Below are 17,683 nucleotides of genomic sequence, written 5' to 3'. Positions count from 1 at the left end.
TGAACTGTCGTGGGGTCAGCGTGCGATTGGCCTTGCCAATCTGACTTTCACGTCAAAAGATATCTCATCAACGCAAAATGCGTCCTTTAGCCAATGATTGTATCGTCATCAGATACAACAACAGGGAGATATTACATGACATTCAGATCCAGACTGCTCATCACCACCTCGGTCGTGCTGATCGCGACCAGCGGTATGCTGTCGGCCAACACACATCCTGTGACCGGCGAAACGCTCGCCGCGGATCAGTCTTTTACCTATCGTGTCGGTGACGAAAGCCCATCGATTGATCCGGGTCTGGTTGAGGACACGGATGGCGCAGATGTCGTGCGCGATCTTTTTGAGGGGCTTTATAATCAGGATGCCACAGGTAATCTTGTGCCCGGTGTCGCACTTAGCCATGATGTGAGCGATGATGGCCTGATCTATACCTTCAACCTGCGCGAAAATGCGAAATGGTCGAACGGTGATCCGGTCACGGCTGGCGATTTTGTCTATGCTTGGCAGCGCGCTGCATCGCCTGAACTGGCATCCCCGTACAGCTGGTACATCGACCTGATGTCGATTGAGAACAGCGGCGCTGTCATCGCAGGTGACATGGAGCCGTCCGAACTTGGCGTGACCGCCATTGATGACCTCACGCTTGAGGTGCGTCTGTCACAACCATTGCCGTATTTCCCCCAAATGCTGACGCATGGCACCACGTTCCCGGTGCATCAGGCAACGGTCGAAGAACATGGCAGCAACTGGGTTTTGCCTGCAAATATGGTGTCCAACGGTGCATATGTGCTGACCGAATTTGTCCCGCAAGAGCGGCTGGTGCGCACCCGGAACCCACTGTACTGGGACAACGAAAATACGATCATAGAAACGGTGACCAAGCTGGTTATCACCGATGAAAACGTCGCCTTGACCCGCTATCTGGCTGGCGAATTGGACCGCACGGATGTGCCTGCGGGACAGTTCCCGCGCCTATCAGCGGAATTCCCTGATCAAGCTGTTTCGGTACCAGAGGCATGTTCTTACTACTACATGTTCAACCTGCGTGATGGCGCACCGGAAGAGCTGCAAAATCCCGATGTTCGCAAAGCACTCAGCCTTGCTGTTGATCGCGATATCATTGTGGAAAACGTCCTCGCTGCCGGTCAGAAAGCGGCATATACGTTCACGCATTGGGCCGTGGCCGGATTTGAAACGCCCGATATTCCCATGGCGTCTATGACCCAAGAGGAACGCAATGCAATGGCACAGGAGCTGCTGGCCGGGGCGGGTTACGGCCCTGATAACCCGCTCAGCATTGATTTGGTCTATAACACCGATGACGGCCACCGCGCCGTGGCAATTGCGATAAGCCAGATGTGGAAGCAAACGCTGGGTGTGGATACCTTACTATCAAATCAGGAATGGCAAACATTCCTAGACGCGCGCCAGAACGGCGACTTTGATGTCGCCCGCGGTGGTTGGTGTGCAGACTATAATGAAGCGTCAACCTTCCTTGACTTGATGCAGTCACAGTCAGGTTACAACGACAGCAAATACAACAACCCCGAAGTTGACGCGCTATTGGCTGAGGCCCGGACATCTGACAACCCACAGGCCAACTATGACCGGGTCGAAGAGTTCATCGCCCAAGATACGCCGATCATCCCAATCTATCACTATGCGGCCGACGACATGTTTGCAGAAAACCTTGAGGGTTGGCCCTATGAGAACTTCGAACAGCAATGGTACTCAAAAGATCTGTACAAGGTCGCTGAGTAATCACGTGACATGATAGGCCGCGCCCTTAAAGCGAGGGCGCGGTTTTCCCATTCTGTAAGGACACCTGACAAATGCTGAGCTTTGTTATCCGTCGCCTTGCCGTCGCCATACCGACCCTTTTGATATTGGTCGTGCTGTCGTTCATCCTGATGTACGCAGCCCCCGGCGGCCCGTTCAATTCCGAACGTCCCTTGCCGCCCGAAGTATTGGCGAATATCGAAGCGAAATACGGGTTGGATCAGCCGTTCTGGCGCCAGATCGTCAACTATGTTGTCAGCGTCGTGACCCAATTCGATTTTGGTCCTTCATTTCAATATAAAGACCGCAGCGTGAATGACGTCATCGCGCAGGGTTTTCCGGTAACGCTGACCTACGGTTTTTGGTCCTTCGTTGTCGCCGTCACTGTTGGCGTGTCTCTTGGCGTCGCAGCGGCCATCAAGCAGAATTCGTGGATCGACTATTTCGCCGTCGGCGTCTCGATCGGCGCGCAGGTGTTGCCGAACTTTGTGATGGCACCCATCCTCTTGCTGATCTTCACGCTTTGGCTGGGGTGGTTGCCGGGCGGTGGTTGGAACGGGGGCCAATGGCAGTTCCTGATCATGCCGGTGATCGCACTTTCCACATCCTATATGGCCTCCATCGCGCGGATCACGCGGTCGTCGATGCTTGAAGTCCTCAACACCAATTTCATCCGCACCGCGATAGCAAAGGGCCTGCCCATGCGCCGTGTGATCTGGCGGCATGCGATGAAGCCAACGATCCTGCCGGTGCTGTCCTACCTCGGGCCCGCCTTCGTGGGCATGATCACCGGGTCGGTCATTATTGATGTGTTCTTTTCCACCGGTGGCATCGGGCAGTTCTTTGTGAACTCTGCCTTTAACCGTGACTATTCCGTTATCATGGGGATCACCATTCTGGTGGGCACCCTGACAATCCTGTTCAACCTTGTGGTCGATATCCTCTACGCATGGATCGACCCCAAAATCCGTTACTAGGGGGACGCGCGATGTTACCGAACAGAGCAGCCGTCGAAGGTGCCGCCGACCAGATGGCCCTAGCCGAGGTCAAGGGCCGGTCCCTTTGGGCCGATGCCCGCATACGGTTCTTCCGCAATCGCGCCGCCGTCATTTCCCTCATCATGCTGGGTCTGGTGGCCGCATTCGCCCTCTTCGGCGGGATGCTCGCACAATACGAGCCGGATTTCGTGAACTTCAGCCTGATCGGCAGCAACGCCTATCTGGGCGTGCCATCGATAGAAACCGGGCATTACTTTGGTACTGACAGCAACGGGCGCGACCTGTTTGCGCGGACGGTGATGGGCACCGGCATATCGCTCATGGTTGGCGTTGTGGGGGCTTTGGTCGCCGTGATCGTCGGCACGCTTTACGGGGCAACGGCGGGGTATTACGGCGGCCGCGTCGATGGGGCCATGATGCGGATCGTGGATGTGCTGATGTCCATCCCCTTCATGTTCGTCCTGATCCTGATGCTGGTGATCTTTGGCCGGTCAATCTTTATGCTTTTCCTCGGGATCGGGCTGATTTCATGGCTAGACATGGCGCGGATCGCGCGTGGGCAGACATTGACCATCAAGAACAAGGAATTCGTCGAGGTCGCGGTCGCCACAGGTGTGCGCCCAAGCAAGATTATCCTGCGCCATATTGTGCCGAACCTGTTGGGTATCGTAATCGTTTACGCGACCCTGCTGGTCCCAAATATGATCATCTTTGAAAGCTTCATCAGCTTTCTGGGTCTCGGCGTTCAAGAACCTGCCACATCGCTGGGCGCGCTGATCAACGAAGGATCACGCACCATGCAATTCGGGTTCATGTGGCAAATCTCTTTCCCGCTTTTCTTCTTCGTCGTCACCATCTTTGCCTTCTTCTTTGTGGGCGATGGTTTGCGCGACGCGCTAGACCCCAAGGACCGCTGACCATGCCCCTTTTGGAAATCGAAGACCTGATGGTCACCTTTGACACAGCCGACGGCGACGTACATGCGGTGAATGGGCTGACGTTCAACATCGACAAGGGCGAGACCTTGGCGATTGTCGGCGAAAGCGGATCGGGCAAAAGCCAGACCGCCTTTGCCGCGATGGGTCTGTTGGCTAAGAACGGGCGCGCCACTGGCGTCGCGCGCTTTGACGGCAACGATTTGTTGGCGATGTCTCAGAAGGATTTCAACAAGATCCGCAGCAAAGACATGGCGATGATCTTTCAAGACCCCATGACATCGCTGAACCCCTATCTGCGGGTCAGTGATCAGATGGCCGAGGTTCTGATGTTGCACAACGGGATCAGCAAAAGCCAGGCGGTGACAGAGGCTGTCCGTATGCTCGATGCGGTGCGCATCCCCGACGCTCGCGCACGGGTCACGATGTACCCACATGAGTTTTCCGGCGGTATGCGCCAGCGGATCATGATCGCGATGTCGCTGCTCTGTCAGCCCCGCCTGCTGATTGCCGATGAACCCACGACCGCGCTTGATGTGACGGTGCAGGCGCAGATCATGCAGCTTTTAGGCGATATCCGGCAGGACTTCGGCACAGCCGTTATTTTGATCACCCACGACCTGGGTGTTGTTGCCGGTTTCTGTGATCGCACGCTGGTCATGTACGGCGGTCAGATCATGGAGGAAGGGACGACCGAAGGTATCTTTGGCAATCCGACGCACCCTTATACCAGCGGATTGCTCAAGGCTGTGCCGCGACTGGACGTAGATGAAGGCGAGTTGGTGACCATCGCGGGTGAACCACCCGATATGTCCAACCTGCCCAAAGGCTGCCCATTTTCCCCGCGCTGCCCTGTACAGCTGGAGAATTGTCGCGGGGAACGACCACCCCTTGAAACGCATGATGGCCGCCGCCGGTCGTGCCATTTAGCCGTCAGCGAGGTGGCGTGATGAAACCGCTTTTATCCGTTCGCGATCTATCGGTCACTTTCGACGTCCGTAGACCGGGATCATGGCCATGGACGCCGCCGCGCAAGCTGCATGCGGTGTCGGATGTATCATTTGATATTCAACCGGGTGAATGTCTTGGGATTGTCGGCGAGAGCGGGTCAGGCAAATCCACCATCGCCCGTGCCGTCGTCGGCACGATCCCGTCTTCTGCCGGGAACATCATGTTCGAAGGGCATGATCTGGCCAATATGAGCACAAGCGAACGCCGCGTGCACCGGCGCGACGTGCAGATGATCTTCCAAGACCCGCTTGCCGCGTTGAACCCACGCATGACAGTGGGCGAGATCATTGCCGAGCCGCTGATCACACATGAACCACATACGCCCCGCAAGGACGTAAAAAAACGGGTCGGTGCGCTAATGGAACGGGTCGGCCTGCTGCCCAACCTGATCAACCGCTATCCGCATGAATTTTCCGGCGGGCAATGCCAGCGGATCGGGATTGCGCGGGCGTTAATCTTGAACCCCAAACTGATCATCTGTGATGAACCTGTCTCAGCTTTGGACGTGTCGGTGCAGGCGCAGGTCATCAATCTGCTGATGGAATTGCAGCGTGATATGGGGCTGTCGATGATCTTTATCGCCCATGACCTGAGCGTGGTGAAACACATCAGTGACCGCACGTTGGTGCTTTATCTGGGGCGAGTCATGGAAACAGCGGATAGTCATAAGCTAACCACGCTGCCAGAGCACCCCTATAGTCAGGCGCTGATCGCGTCAGTACCGATCCCCGATCCTATCCTTGAAAAAGCACGTCCACGTCCCATTCTGAAAGGGGAACTCCCTTCACCACTCGCCCCGCCATCGGGCTGCGTGTTCCGCACGCGATGCCCCAAGGCGCAGGCATCCTGCGCACAGGCCCGGCCCGTGTTAGAGGATATCGGCGGCAACCATCTGGTCGCGTGTCCTTTCCATCAGGCAGAACATGTGCTGGCAGTGGGCACATGATTAAGGCCAACTAGCGTGGATATTAGTAATGCAAGCTACATACTCTTTTCGCTGCTTTGAAGCGGTCCGACTATGACGCGAAATCTTTAACTCCTGCATATGGGAAACTTTTACTCAAGCGGCCTGCGCGGGCGGTAAAAAGTAAAGCCGCCACTCTCACATGGTAAGAGCGGCGGCCTTTACGGGAAATCAAAACGACGTTCAGGCGATGGCGGCTTGCCGGCGTTTGGGCAGATCAAACACCAACCCACGCATCTCAATCACTGCGGCGGCGACTACCGCAAAGACGATATGGCCCCAAAGTGCGACCCATGTGATGCCCGAAAACCCAAGGAATGCTGGCATACCCGCAACCAAATGCGCCATGATGTAAAGTGCAAAGACCCAAAGCACGACACCGTATGCCACGGCTGTCAGGCTCCAATGTAGCTGGGGCAATACGGCGCGCTGCACTGGACGGGCAATCAGGAAGTAGCCTAACGTATAGAACACCAGCCCGGTCATGGAATGCAGAAGGTAGGCCGCCCCAGGGGGATTTGCGCCAAAGACAGTTTGTAGCGTTGACCCGGCCAACCCCACGGGAGCAAGCTTGGCGTAGCCAAAAAGCGGACTAAGCGCCTGACCAAATGTATCGAAGGCGACGGTAGCCAATGCGCCCGCGCTGAGAAGGGTGAAGAGAGTGCGTTTCATGAGAAAAACTCCGTAAAGTGTGACGACGTATTGCGCCTAACATGCAGGTTTCGCGCCGGTTGCGGGAGTAGCCTCACTGACAGGTGACGGCATAGGCCGAAATTGAAGCATTCATTGAAACACTGCCGCTGATTTGGTGACGCCAGTGTGAGAAGGGTGTCACTTTGAAACATTGGCGGGTGTATCGCATTGCGTCATGATTGCTTTAGCTCTTGGATAGACGCGGTGACCATTTTGTTTCTTGCCACGTCCCTGAATCTGAACGCGCGCTTGGATCATCCGATACAAAGAGCGACGGAAGTTCCGTTACAGCCCGTTAGACTCTTATCCAAGCAGCCGGAGGATATTATGAAGACATTGGGAACGACGCTCGCTCTCACGCTTTTGACCGCTAGTGCCGTTCAGGCGCATGTTACGATCACAATGGAAGGGGGTCAGCGCTGCATCACATCTGATGGTGTGCCCGATCACGATACAGGCCCATGGCGAGAAGGGGCCACGGTGGAAGCACAAGACCACAGGTTCTGCATGGACGCCACGCCAGAACTGACCGACACCGTCACCCAAAGGGTTCGTATCTCGGGTATTACGGTGACGGGAATTCCATTGCGTCCGGGCACGGCAGAATACTATGACCCATCTTCTGATCGTGGCTACTCGCGCGATCCGTCTTCGGGATGGAACGTCGAAGGGATCGGCGGGCTCATCATGGATGCACAGAACGCACATGTGGACGGTAACGGGATGTACCACTATCACGGCATTCCTTCTGCAGTGACCGGCGAACTCGACAGCACCCTCTTTGGCTATGCAGCCGACGGGTTTGAAATCCACTATATGGGCGATCAAGCGCAATCGTCATGGCAGCTGAAAGGTGGCGAGCGCGAGTCCGGTCCCGGCGGACCACATGACGGCACCTATGTACAGGACTACGAATTTGTTGCGGAATCCGGTAACTTGGACGAATGCAACGGCGCAATGCTCAACGGGCAGTATGTCTATTTCGCAACCGATACCTATCCGTTTTTCCCGCGCTGTTTCAAAGGAACGGTGTCGCCCGACTTCATCGGCGGACGCGGCGATCGGCCACCAAGGGAATTCATCGGCGGACGCGGCGATCGGCCACCAAGGGAAGACGGCTGAACGATAAGATAAGTATCTGGTTTGAAAAAGACTGCGTGGTACGTCCCATCGATACGCCCACGCAGTCTGCCGCACACTGCTACGCGACCGGGATCCACAGTTCGACAACGCCACGCCCTGTCGTCACATCAAACCGGTGGTCGTAGAGTTCGAACTCCGGCGCCTGACGCGGGGTCAGCCCTGCATCTGGCAATGCTTTGTTCCAGACAGTATAAACCGTCTTGGGAAAGTCGGCGATATGTCCTTTATGGACAAACACGGCGTATTTGCCGGCAGGGATCATCACATCATCCATGCCCTTCGGAATTGCTGTGTTCGCGATACCCGCAAACCCCGCAACATAGCGGAAATTGCCGTGCCCATCAGCATCGCAACACACGCCATAGCCCACGGCGAGGGCACGTTCATCAAACGCCCCCACACGCGCATTCAGCGTTTGCCAAAGCGGAGGGATAGGGGCGTTGTTGCCAAAACTACATCGTGCGCTCATTCCGATCACACGAAACGCATCACGCGTCTTCAGTTCCGGTGCGGGTACGTCGACGATCATCTCTTGTTGCATTTTCAAGGGCTCCATCAGGTTCAGGTTTTGCAAAGACCGCGCCTTGCGCACGCTATTGGGCAAGACCCGGAAATAGCTTGCAAAAGCACGGGTGAACGCCTCGTGAGAATTGTATTGCGCATCCAAGGCGATGGTCAGGATATCCCGGTCGCCATCCGCCAGTTCTGCGGCTGCGACAGACAAGCGCCGCGCCCGCAGATAAGCCATTGGCGACAGACCCGTCGCCTGCCGAAAGCTGCGCGCCATGTGGTAGGGGCTGACGGCGCAGACGTTGGCCAAGACCTCTAGTTGCACGGGTTCGTGTAGGCGCAGTTCCATCTGCCAGATGAGTTTATTGATCAGTGACAATGCCGTCTCCACTTGGTGTTCACATGGCACATGTCATACCGACCTGACCCACCGATACTTGATCAAGATTGCGGAACTGGATCGGCGTGGCGTCTATGGGTCAGGGAGGTCTAGTAGTCCCGTTCAAAGAACAGACCGATCCCAGTCTCACCCTCCTGATCCACGCTGCCTTTGGCTGTGATCTCATTGGTGATATCGAGGTTGAGGTTGATCTCGGTGTCGCCTTCGCTGGTGACAGTCACGTCCGTATAGACGTTTTCGGATAGGTATGCGCCTGCCCGCACCGCAGCATTGCCTTCGTCATCAGTCGTCACGTCAAAATCATCCAGACCGATGCTTTCACGCAGATTATTCAGCGTACCACCACCGCGCCCCGCCAATGTGCTGATCGCCGAGGCCAGTTGCACCGCCTGCAAGGGGCTGATGCTGTCCAGATCACGTCCGAAGATCAATTGCGATAGGACCTCATCCTGCGGCAGTTCAGGGATGGAAGTGAAGGTCACCTCTGGCTCGCCTGCAGGACCTTCAACGATGATGCTGATCACCGTGCCCGTGTCAGTTTCGGTTGTGGCAACCAGCCGGATGAAAGGATCAAAATCCCCCTGAAGGGTCGCGATCCCTTCGTCCAGTTCGAACCGTTGTTGCAGAATATCAATCCGCCCGCGCACCAGTTCAAAGCGGCCTACGGGGATCACATTGTCGCTTGTTCCACCGATGGTCAGCCGCCCGCCCAGTTCCGCATCCAGGCCGCGCCCGCGAATAAAAATACGCGAAGGTGCATCAATGACGATATCCAGCGGAAAGGCCCGTCCACCGCTGCTGCCACTGCTGTCACCATCATCGCTATCGCCCCCCAGAAGTCCGGCACGCACCAAAGTCTGTCGCACCCCTGCCGTTTCCCCCACATGGGTCACATCCGGCAAATCGCCCAGCGCGCTGATCGAAGAGGACGGCACCTGCACATTCGTCTCACCCAATTCCAGCCGTCCCGCAATGCGCGCACCCCCTTGCAACGGTCCATCAAGGTTGATCGTGCCGCTGATCTGCGACGAATAAAGCTCTGGATCCTGCAACACTACGTCATCCACGGTCACGCTGATATCAGCCTGATTTTCACCAGTCAGCGCCACTGGCCCGTTGATGCTGATCCGGCCACCGCTTTCCACGCGGGTGCTGAGGCCGATTTGCGCATTGCCGTTCGTCAGGCTGATCTGACCGCCAATATCGGTCAAAGCCTCGCCTAACGTGGGTGCGGCCAGCCGTCCGTCTGTAAAGGTCACGTTACCACTCAGCGATGATAATTCGGGCGGACCATTCACGCTTAGATCAAAGTTTGCCAGTCCGTTGAGCCTGCGCGGATCAAGTGCCGCGTTCGCCAGCGCCAGCGGCGCGCTGCCGTCCACATCAACGGCCAAGTTGCCCTCTTGGCTGACAGTCCCCACAATCTGCGCGGCCAGCCCACCGGGGCCAGTGCCTGTGGCGTCAATCCCCCAGTTTCCGTCTTCATCAAGCGATGCCGCCCCATTTGCGCGGATCGGCCCGCTGATCTGGTCGGTCAGGACACCCACATCGCGCAAACTGGCGTTGAACCGACCTTGCCCAAAACCAGAGGCCCCGTTCAAAGCCCCCACGATCGAGACTTCACGCGTGGATACCTCTAGCGTGCGCACGGCCAGTACCTCATCGGCAAGACCAATCGTGGCGTTTACCCGCCCGGTGCCTGCAAGTAACGGATCAAGCGTCGGGTTCCCGATGCTAAGGCTTTCGCTGCGCAGGTTGACCTGCGTGTCAAAGCGGCTCAGATCCGGCAAGAGACTGCCCGAAGCGGTGAGGTCAATGCTGCCCGCAATGGTCTGCCCGATCAGCGGGGCAAAGGTGGCCAGGCTTTCAACCTGTGCAGTCAGATCGCCCGTCACTTCGCGATCATCGGCAGGCGATGCAACACGCGCATTGAGTGCGACATCCGTCCCCGGTCCTTGCACGCGCAAGGAGACATCCGTCGCCTCCGCCTCTGCCGGGGCGGCGTCCAGATCAAGTGTGATCGGCCCGCTCAGGCTGGGGTCAAGCAATGCCGCATCATTGATGCGGAACGATAGATCGGCGGTGTTCGCACCTTCCAGAGACACATCTGCACCACCCCGCAGCGCCATTGCCGGTGTCTGCATCAGCAGATCAGCAACATTCACGCGCGTCGCACTGACGCGCGACACATCGGCGGTGAAAACGCCGTCACCCGCCAAAAGCGGATCAATCCGGGGCACCCCTGTGACCAGATCCTGCGTTTCACCGCTGAGATTGACGACAAAACGCTGACCATCCCCAAGTAATACGCCGTTCGCCTCTAGCTTCGCGGCCCCCGATAAGGGCTGTCCGGCCAGTGCGGCATAGCGGCTGAGGTCACGCACGTCGGCGGATACAGCCGCGTTCACGGTGCGCCCGGTATCAGATGCGTTCACCGTGCCGGAGGTATCAAAGGTCACAGCCGGACCAGTGCCGTTGAGCGCAAATTCAATCGTCCCATCCGTGCGCTGAGTCAAGTCACCTGCCACAGCGGCAGGGCCAGACAGATCGGGCAGAACCCTTGCTACGTCGCGCAGGCTGGCGTTCAGACTAGCTACGGCACCATCGTTTGTCAGATCGGCACTGGCCCGGACGCTGGCCGCATCAGTCTGCACGCGCAGGTTTTCCAGACGTGTGCCATCGCTATCGCGCACTGCCGTTGCTGCGATTGTACCGCGCCCGGCCAGCACGCGGTCAGCCTCGGGAACGCCCACCGACAGATCGTTGGTTTGACCAGACAGAACAACATTGAACAACCCATCAAGCGGTGTGGCATCGGCCTGCATAGCGACCTCGGCCCCGCCGCCAATATCCTGACCAATCAGGGTCGCGAACCGTGCAAGGCCTGCAACCTCTGCTGTCACATTTGCCTGCGTTCTAAATCCTGCGTCAGGCCCTGCAATCGTGGCTTCGGCCAGCGCGTCCAGCCCGGCACCGCGCAGGGTAAATCGCGAAATATCGGTCGGAGCGCCTTCGTTGCGAGACGCCACAAACACACCCCCAATGTCATTGCCAAAGGCCTCTGACGCGCCGGTCGTCGTCAATGCAAGGCCAGAGGCCCCGTATTGCAGGTCAACCGTGACCAGCCCCTCTTGTGCGCCCTCGCCGGATCGCAGGATACCACCACCCGCAAGGCGCAATTCTTCAATTCCAAGGCCGGGGCGGTCAAAGCCGTCTACCCTGATATCGGCTTGCCAATCTTCTGACAGAGCGGCGTCATAGGTGATGGCGATATCCATCCCATCGACAAAGGTGCGCGGCCCGGTCAACGGCAAAAGCACCGGTTCATTGCCAAGCGGCGTGATGCCCCCCGTCAGATCAATCATTGTGGGCCAGCCTTGGCTGCCAATCTCAACCGCGCCGTTCAGGGATACCCGGCCTGCATCCAAGGCCAGTTGCGGAATATCAATGCGCCCATCGGCGGTTTGCACCACGCGGGCGGCCAGACTGGCGTCGGTGCCAAAGAACCCTTGGTATTCAGGTGTAAACAGGGGTGACACATCGCCGTTCACATCAAGCGTGATCTCTTGCTCACCGTCGCTATTGGTCAGGCCGAATGTCCCTGCAAGCCGGTCTTCGCCGTCAGTCGCGACGGCCAATGTTGCCTCAAAGTTATCCAAGGGCGCGTTGCCCGCGACCTCTAGCTGCACCGCAGGCGCACCGGGAAGATCAAGGACACGTGCGGCAATGCCATCGGGGCCTTCTTCGAGGTTTAGCAACAGATCAAGCACACGGGTTTCATTGACAAAACTGCCATTTATTTCAAACACGCCCTCTTTGCCGCCGATGCGTTCGGCGATCACATTCGCCGTACCCTCTCCGCCACCCAATTGCGCAGAACCGTTGAGCGAGACCACAACCGGCTCGCCCAGAAACGCCTCGCCCAGTTCCACACGGTCGATGCGCAGCACATCAAGGGCGACACTGACAGGCAGTTCCGGTAGGGAAAACGGCGTTGCTTCGGCGGATGGTCCGGTATCTTCGGACACGGGCGCGCGCGATACGACAATGCGCGCCGCACTCAATTCCTCAACATCAATGGCGCCGCGCAGCAAAGCGCCCCGGTTCCAATCCAGCACGATATCTTCAAGGGTCAGCCACACGCCCTCGGCGTCAGCCACCGTCAATACATCAATCGTGGCCTCAGAGCTAAGCGCGCCTTCAAACCCCTGAACGGTGACTTCGCGGCTGACGCCAGAAAGGTTGTCTTCGATCAACCCGGTCAGATAGCCCCTGTCCTCATCCTCTTGCGTTTGGGCCGTCGTCATAACCGGCGCAAGGCACAACGCACCTATGATCAAAAACTGTTTCAAAACGCCTGTCCGATCCCGATGTAGACTTGCAGATCATCGCCCGCATCATCACCGCTGGCCTGCGTACCCAGATCAACGCGGATGGGCCCGATGCCTGTATCATAGCGCAGGCCGAAACCGGCACCGGCATGCCATTCTGCATCCTCGCCCGGTACGGCCGTCGCGCCAACCTGACCCACGTCATAAAAGCCCACCAAGGCGATGTTGTCGCGCACGCTATAGCGGGCCTCCAACTGCGCGCCGAGGAATGAAGTCCCCCCCGTTGTCACCGTCTCACCCGCTTCGGTCGTATCGATACCCAGCGATTGATACGGTTGCCCGCGCACAGTGCCGCCACCACCTGAGTAAAACAAAAAGTCGGCCGGTGCTTGTGATATGTCAGCCCCCATGACGCTGCCAACCTGCACTCGTGCGGCGAAGGTCAGTGCCTCTTGTTCGCCCACGGTCACATATCCGCGCGCATCGCCAAAAAGGCGCGCGCCACTGATATCACCGTCCGTGCTGATAAAGGGCGTCGCATCAAGATCGATGTAGTAACCATTGCTGGCATTTGTTGGTTCATCACGCCGGTCCAATGTGGCCTCAATCGGCAGGGTCAGCAGCGTATATTCGCGTGTTTCAAGCTCTGTTTCTTCGCGCGCGCGAAGAATACCGACACCGGCGCGGACCGTCAGATCATCGCTGAGGATACGGGAAAAACCGGTTTCCAAGGCGATCTTGTCCAGCAGATACTCTGGCTCATCCTCGCGCGAAATTTCACCGGTCAGGTAATACTCGGTATCCGGGCCAAAGCTGGCGGGCCGGGTGAAGGTCGCACCCAACGAATAGTCGACGCCCCCGGTTTCACCCGTGATCCCCGAGACTTCGCCATCGACGCGAAACCGTTCAGCACCACCCAGAAAGTTCCGGTGCAGCCAAAAACTCGACACTGTCAGACCCTCAATGGATGACAGTTCCAGCCCAAAGCCGAAGCGGCGCGGTCTGATCTCTGACAGTTGCGCGTTGATCGGCAGCGTATCATCCGCACCGATCGTATCACTTTCGGTCAGAGCCACGCTTGCAAATGTGCCGGTGCGCCGCAGCCGCCTTTCCGCTGCTTCAAGTTCAGACGGGCTGTAAACCTCGCCTGTGGGCAGGCCTGCAATTTGTCGGATGCGGGCATCACTGACGTTTTCGTTGCCAGAAATGGTCAAATCCCCAAAGCGCAGGCGTGGGCCGGTATCAAGTGTCACATCCACATCAAGCTTCGCATCCGCGTGGCGGGCGATGATGGATTCATTGCCGACGCGGGCCTTTGCATACCCCAGATCACGCCAACTGCTCAGGCTGCTGGAGACGGCTGATTGAATCCGCGCAGATCGCGCTGTACGGCGTGGCCCCACATCTTCAGGAAGGATGGTTTGTGGCGGCAGTGGCGCGATCTGGACTGTCCCAAAAGTGAAACGCCGCCCCGGATCAACCCTGATCACCACCTCGCCAATGGTGTTGGGGGCCGCAAGCGGTGCGATATTCGCGGCTTCGACTCCATCCACTGTGATCGAGATTTCGCCTGCGTAATATCCCGCCGCATAAAGCGCTGTCAGCAGGCGACGATAATCTGCGCGCGCCGCAGCAACATAATCTTGCGGCGCGGCCGTATCATCGAGCTCACGCAGCAAGGATGCATCGCTTAATTCATCACGCACCACATCAGATATCAAACGCACGTCTTGTGCGGCAACAGGTGTGGCGCTGATAAGCAGTGCAACGCACCAGCGTTTGAACATTTAATCGCGCCTCCTTTTACCGACAACGCATGCGAACCGGTTTTGTTCCCCAGTGTTTATCCAAGCCATCCGGAATTTACTAATCACTTCCTCAACCTGCGTCGTTTTTGTGCTATGTCGCCAACGCGCTACAGGCTAGATTGTGCTTATGAAAGACACCGTGCCCCCGCCACAGATGCCCCTGCGCCCGCCATCAGCAGTGATGCGCTTGCGCCGGATGGGTGCTGCCTTTCCCACCCGGTTGTCGTTCTTGCGCACGTTGATGCGCGCCCTTGCCACCGATAACGTGAAAGTTGCCCGCCCGGTCTGGCACGTGGACGAGGCTGGGTTTGGCCATGCCGTCTATACCCTGTGCTTTGGTGGATATGATTACGCATTGGTTGCCGTTTCAACGGATCTGCCCCCCGATATGCGCACCGACCGCGTGATCGCGACCGCATGGGACACGGCCTATGTGCTTTATGATGGTATTCCTGACCAAACCGAGATCGACCGGATCGTCGCCACTGCACCCCTTCAAGAAGCCGCCCGCTTTACGGCCCGTGATCTGGTGTTGAGCCGTGCAAACAAATCAGTTCGACTGTTTGACCATGTGACCGATGCGCTCAAGGCAGGCAAACAGCCAGACCCGACCAAGATCCGCGACACCGGCTATCTGATGCGCACTACAGCCGTTTATGGCAACGGCAAATTCGGCATTGCTGATCGGGGGCATATCACCGACCGCCCCGGTATGGGTGGCCCCTTCATGGCCGAGATGCTGACCGTGTGGCTGATCCGTGGATTCACCCATGATCTGGCCGAACATGTCGGCGGCGGCACCCTGTCGCGCGAGGCAAAGCGCCACCTTGGGATCGGCAATTCCACCGGTCTTGGCATGGCACCTTTCTTGGTGAACCATCCGCTGTTACTTGATGCTTGGATGTCTGTCCGGGAAACCGCCATAGCGCGGGTCCGGGCGATTAAACGGCTTAATGAAGATCAGATTGGTCGCATCTATGATTTGGTTATCCGCACCGCACAGTATCTGGCCGAATGGAATGTACCCGATAAGATCGCAGCCGACCGCATCGATATAATGCGCCGTGAATGGCCAGAATTTGCGGCGACTTTGACGCCAGAGGCGCTATCAGCCGACCAGCCCATAGACCGGATTATCACCGAAAGCGCGCGGCGGTCCATTGATACGCAAGAGCTGATCGCAGCGCTCATGTTGGAACCCTTTGGTGATCTGATTGACGGGCTGACCGAATGTATGGCGACGCCTTTTGTGCCGGAGTTGGACCCAGCGATGTCCTGCGCGGACCTCGCGACTTTGATAGATTGCGATTGGGATTGGGCATGCGACGTCGACTATGACGCCCCTGCGGAATGCGCCCAGTTTTGGTACGTGTCAGAAGAAAAACTGGAACCGCGTTTGGGCAACCGCCACGCAGAGCCGGGGGCAGAGCTTGAAACACCACTTGATATTGGGCGACAGGTAAAAGCCTTGGCCGGTGAACTGACCGCCGATAACACCCTCGTCGGCCAATTCTTGGCCCAGCATCCACAGCACCGCGCCGCTGCCCGGCGCGTGCAATCACTGGCCAAGCATCCTTATGGCGAAATTCGCGATAACCTGATCGGCGCTGACTGCCTGCCCATCGATATCCTGCGCTGCAAACTTGCGTTCTTTGGCGCGGGCAAATTTGACCCCAAGTCGGACCGCTGGACCCGGATTACGTTGGCGCAGGGTGCCCCGCTCTTTGATGAGTTGGACAATGCCGACGACTGCTGGCTACCGATCGCAACCATCTGATGCGGGCGCTGAACGAAGTGGAAGGGCTGGTCAAAAAGGCCGCACGCGGTGCGGGCTTTCCTGTTGGACAGTCCGAAGATCTTGGGCAGGTGGCAGCTTTCCTCGCCGGGACTGGGGGGAGCGTCGCGCCGGTCACCACTGCACTGCAAGAACCGATTTGCGAAGTAGATGTCAGATGGCGAGACAACGGTGTTGAAGTCATTCAAGGCCCCGCAGCCCTGATCGCCCCGATCATCAGTGATGCCTTTGCGATGGGACGCACGACCGCCACTTTGGCTGACTTGGCACACGCCCCTTTGGTCAGTGCGTTTTTGGCACACTCTGGCATCGCACAAAGATGGGACGGTCCAAGCGTCATCCCCAGCGATACAACAGTCCTGAGGCCTACCTGCAACGCAGTCACAATTCCAGAAGCCGATTGGCAGATATGGCTGGAACTGGCAGGAAAAACCTACGTGCCAGAGACCAACGCTTCACGTCTCGCGGGCGCGGGCGCTGGTTTGACTGACAACGACTAGGTGAACGGGTCGGTCGGGTATTTGACGCCCGCCAGATACAATCCCTGCGGCGGGCACACCGGACCACAGGCGCTGCGATCTTTCGCCGCCAATGCCTTGCCTACATCATCGGGGGTCCATGCGCCTGCGCCGACACGTTCCAACGTACCGACAAAACTGCGCACCTGATTGTGCAGGAACGACCGGGCGCGAACGTGGAAACGGTATTCTGTGCCGCTGGCATGCGGTACCGCCTCGACCTGCAACGCATCCAGCGTTTTTACCGGGCTTTTTGCCTGACAGATGGACGACCGAAAGGTCGTGAAATCGTGGTTCCCGATCAACTGATCCGCCCCGGCCTGCATTGCGTCTGCATCCAGCGGATGGTTGACCCGCCACATCTGCCCTGCCTCAAACGTCAGCGGCGCGCGGCGCGACATAAGGCGAAAAAGGTACTGCCGTTCGACCGCATCAAATCTGGCATGCCAGTCGTCTGCAACCATCGCACAATCCAAAATCGCGACGGGTGCGGGTTTGAGATGATAGTTCAGCGCCTCGGACAGCCGAAAAGGATCCCACTCTTTCTCCATATCGCAATGGGCGACCTGCCCTTTCGCGTGCACACCTGCATCTGTACGCCCCGCGGCTGCAATCGTGTGTTCGCGTGGTTCCAGTTTCGCCAATGCCGCCTCAATCGCGCCTTGCACGGAGGGCTGATCATTTTGCCGCTGCCACCCTGCAAAGGGCGCGCCATGGTATTCAATAAGAAGGGCATAACGAGGCATCCGCCCCGATTAGGGGGAGCATCGCACAAAATCAATCCCTACACATCCTGAA

Annotated in this window: 13 protein-coding genes; 8 read left to right on the top strand and 5 right to left on the bottom strand. The window is 57.8% G+C overall.

Annotated elements, in window-relative coordinates:
* Positions 1-135 precede the first annotated feature (135 nt).
* The 5 genes from BC777_RS18240 (at position 136) to BC777_RS18220 (ending at position 5,669) form a co-directional block, all read left to right on the top strand.
* The gene (locus tag BC777_RS18240; RefSeq protein WP_100369639.1) at positions 136-1,761 is read left to right on the top strand and encodes a peptide ABC transporter substrate-binding protein; all 1,626 of its coding nucleotides are present in this window, start codon (positions 136-138) and stop codon (positions 1,759-1,761) included.
* Between the two features lie 71 nt (positions 1,762-1,832).
* On the top strand, positions 1,833-2,756 hold the full coding sequence (oppB, locus tag BC777_RS18235; protein WP_100369638.1) for an oligopeptide ABC transporter permease OppB: 924 nt from the start codon (positions 1,833-1,835) through the stop codon (positions 2,754-2,756).
* An 11-nt stretch (positions 2,757-2,767) separates the two neighbouring features.
* A complete protein-coding gene (locus BC777_RS18230) occupies positions 2,768-3,694 on the top strand; it encodes an ABC transporter permease subunit (protein ID WP_100369637.1) in 927 nt (308 codons plus the stop codon).
* A gap of 2 nt (positions 3,695-3,696) precedes the next feature.
* On the top strand, positions 3,697-4,662 hold the full coding sequence (locus BC777_RS18225) for an oligopeptide/dipeptide ABC transporter ATP-binding protein (protein WP_100369636.1): 966 nt from the start codon (positions 3,697-3,699) through the stop codon (positions 4,660-4,662).
* The gene (locus tag BC777_RS18220; RefSeq protein ID WP_100369635.1) at positions 4,662-5,669 is read left to right on the top strand and encodes an oligopeptide/dipeptide ABC transporter ATP-binding protein; all 1,008 of its coding nucleotides are present in this window, start codon (positions 4,662-4,664) and stop codon (positions 5,667-5,669) included. Before BC777_RS18225 ends, BC777_RS18220 begins: the two co-directional genes overlap by 1 nt.
* 201 nt (positions 5,670-5,870) lie before the next feature.
* On the opposite strand, the gene BC777_RS18215 is transcribed toward BC777_RS18220, so the two are convergent.
* Positions 5,871-6,359, bottom strand: a complete 489-nt coding sequence (locus BC777_RS18215) for a hypothetical protein (RefSeq protein WP_100369634.1) — start codon at positions 6,357-6,359, stop codon at positions 5,871-5,873.
* Positions 6,360-6,707: 348 nt separating this feature from the next.
* Between BC777_RS18215 and BC777_RS18210 the strand changes: the two genes are divergently transcribed.
* The gene (locus BC777_RS18210; RefSeq protein ID WP_245834477.1) at positions 6,708-7,502 is read left to right on the top strand and encodes a YHYH protein; all 795 of its coding nucleotides are present in this window, start codon (positions 6,708-6,710) and stop codon (positions 7,500-7,502) included.
* A gap of 79 nt (positions 7,503-7,581) precedes the next feature.
* Here BC777_RS18210 and BC777_RS18205 read toward each other — a convergent pair whose 3' ends face one another.
* The 3 genes from BC777_RS18205 to BC777_RS18195 all read right to left on the bottom strand — a co-directional run bounded on the left by BC777_RS18205 (position 7,582) and on the right by BC777_RS18195 (position 14,551).
* Positions 7,582-8,412, bottom strand: a complete 831-nt coding sequence (locus tag BC777_RS18205) for an AraC family transcriptional regulator (protein ID WP_100369703.1) — start codon at positions 8,410-8,412, stop codon at positions 7,582-7,584.
* A 110-nt stretch (positions 8,413-8,522) separates the two neighbouring features.
* Complete coding sequence (locus BC777_RS18200; RefSeq protein WP_245834476.1) at positions 8,523-12,785, bottom strand: translocation/assembly module TamB domain-containing protein; 4,263 nt, start codon at positions 12,783-12,785, stop codon at positions 8,523-8,525.
* Entirely contained in the window at positions 12,782-14,551 is a 1,770-nt protein-coding gene (locus BC777_RS18195) for an autotransporter assembly complex protein TamA (RefSeq protein WP_100369633.1), read from the bottom strand. The genes BC777_RS18200 and BC777_RS18195 overlap by 4 nt, the downstream gene beginning before the upstream one ends.
* Before the next feature lie 148 nt (positions 14,552-14,699).
* On the opposite strand from BC777_RS18195, the gene BC777_RS18190 reads away from it, so the two are divergent.
* A complete protein-coding gene (locus BC777_RS18190) occupies positions 14,700-16,349 on the top strand; it encodes a hypothetical protein (protein WP_100369632.1) in 1,650 nt (549 codons plus the stop codon).
* Entirely contained in the window at positions 16,349-16,867 is a 519-nt protein-coding gene (locus tag BC777_RS18185; protein ID WP_100369631.1) for a DUF3726 domain-containing protein, read from the top strand. Before BC777_RS18190 ends, BC777_RS18185 begins: the two co-directional genes overlap by 1 nt.
* Here the strand turns inward: BC777_RS18185 and truA are convergent.
* Positions 16,864-17,631, bottom strand: coding sequence for a tRNA pseudouridine(38-40) synthase TruA (truA, locus tag BC777_RS18180; RefSeq protein ID WP_100369630.1), 768 nt, complete (start codon positions 17,629-17,631; stop codon positions 16,864-16,866). The genes BC777_RS18185 and truA overlap by 4 nt on opposite strands.
* Positions 17,632-17,683: the final 52 nt, after the last annotated feature.

The organism is Yoonia maricola (assembly GCF_002797915.1).
Lineage (GTDB): Bacteria > Pseudomonadota > Alphaproteobacteria > Rhodobacterales > Rhodobacteraceae > Yoonia > Yoonia maricola.
This window is presented reverse-complemented; position numbering and strand designations above follow the sequence as displayed.

Bases quoted from the DNA above. Each gene is read 5' to 3' on its own strand.
- BC777_RS18240 (WP_100369639.1), top strand. From the start codon at position 136: ATGACATTCAGATCCAGACTGCTCATCACCACCTCGGTCGTGCTGATC.
- oppB (WP_100369638.1), top strand. From the start codon at position 1,833: ATGCTGAGCTTTGTTATCCGTCGCCTTGCCGTCGCCATACCGACCCTT.
- BC777_RS18230 (WP_100369637.1), top strand. From the start codon at position 2,768: ATGTTACCGAACAGAGCAGCCGTCGAAGGTGCCGCCGACCAGATGGCC.
- BC777_RS18225 (WP_100369636.1), top strand. From the start codon at position 3,697: ATGCCCCTTTTGGAAATCGAAGACCTGATGGTCACCTTTGACACAGCC.
- BC777_RS18220 (WP_100369635.1), top strand. From the start codon at position 4,662: ATGAAACCGCTTTTATCCGTTCGCGATCTATCGGTCACTTTCGACGTC.
- BC777_RS18215 (WP_100369634.1), bottom strand. From the start codon at position 6,359: ATGAAACGCACTCTCTTCACCCTTCTCAGCGCGGGCGCATTGGCTACC.
- BC777_RS18210 (WP_245834477.1), top strand. From the start codon at position 6,708: ATGAAGACATTGGGAACGACGCTCGCTCTCACGCTTTTGACCGCTAGT.
- BC777_RS18195 (WP_100369633.1), bottom strand. From the start codon at position 14,551: ATGTTCAAACGCTGGTGCGTTGCACTGCTTATCAGCGCCACACCTGTT.
- BC777_RS18190 (WP_100369632.1), top strand. From the start codon at position 14,700: ATGAAAGACACCGTGCCCCCGCCACAGATGCCCCTGCGCCCGCCATCA.
- BC777_RS18185 (WP_100369631.1), top strand. From the start codon at position 16,349: ATGCGGGCGCTGAACGAAGTGGAAGGGCTGGTCAAAAAGGCCGCACGC.
- truA (WP_100369630.1), bottom strand. From the start codon at position 17,631: ATGCCTCGTTATGCCCTTCTTATTGAATACCATGGCGCGCCCTTTGCA.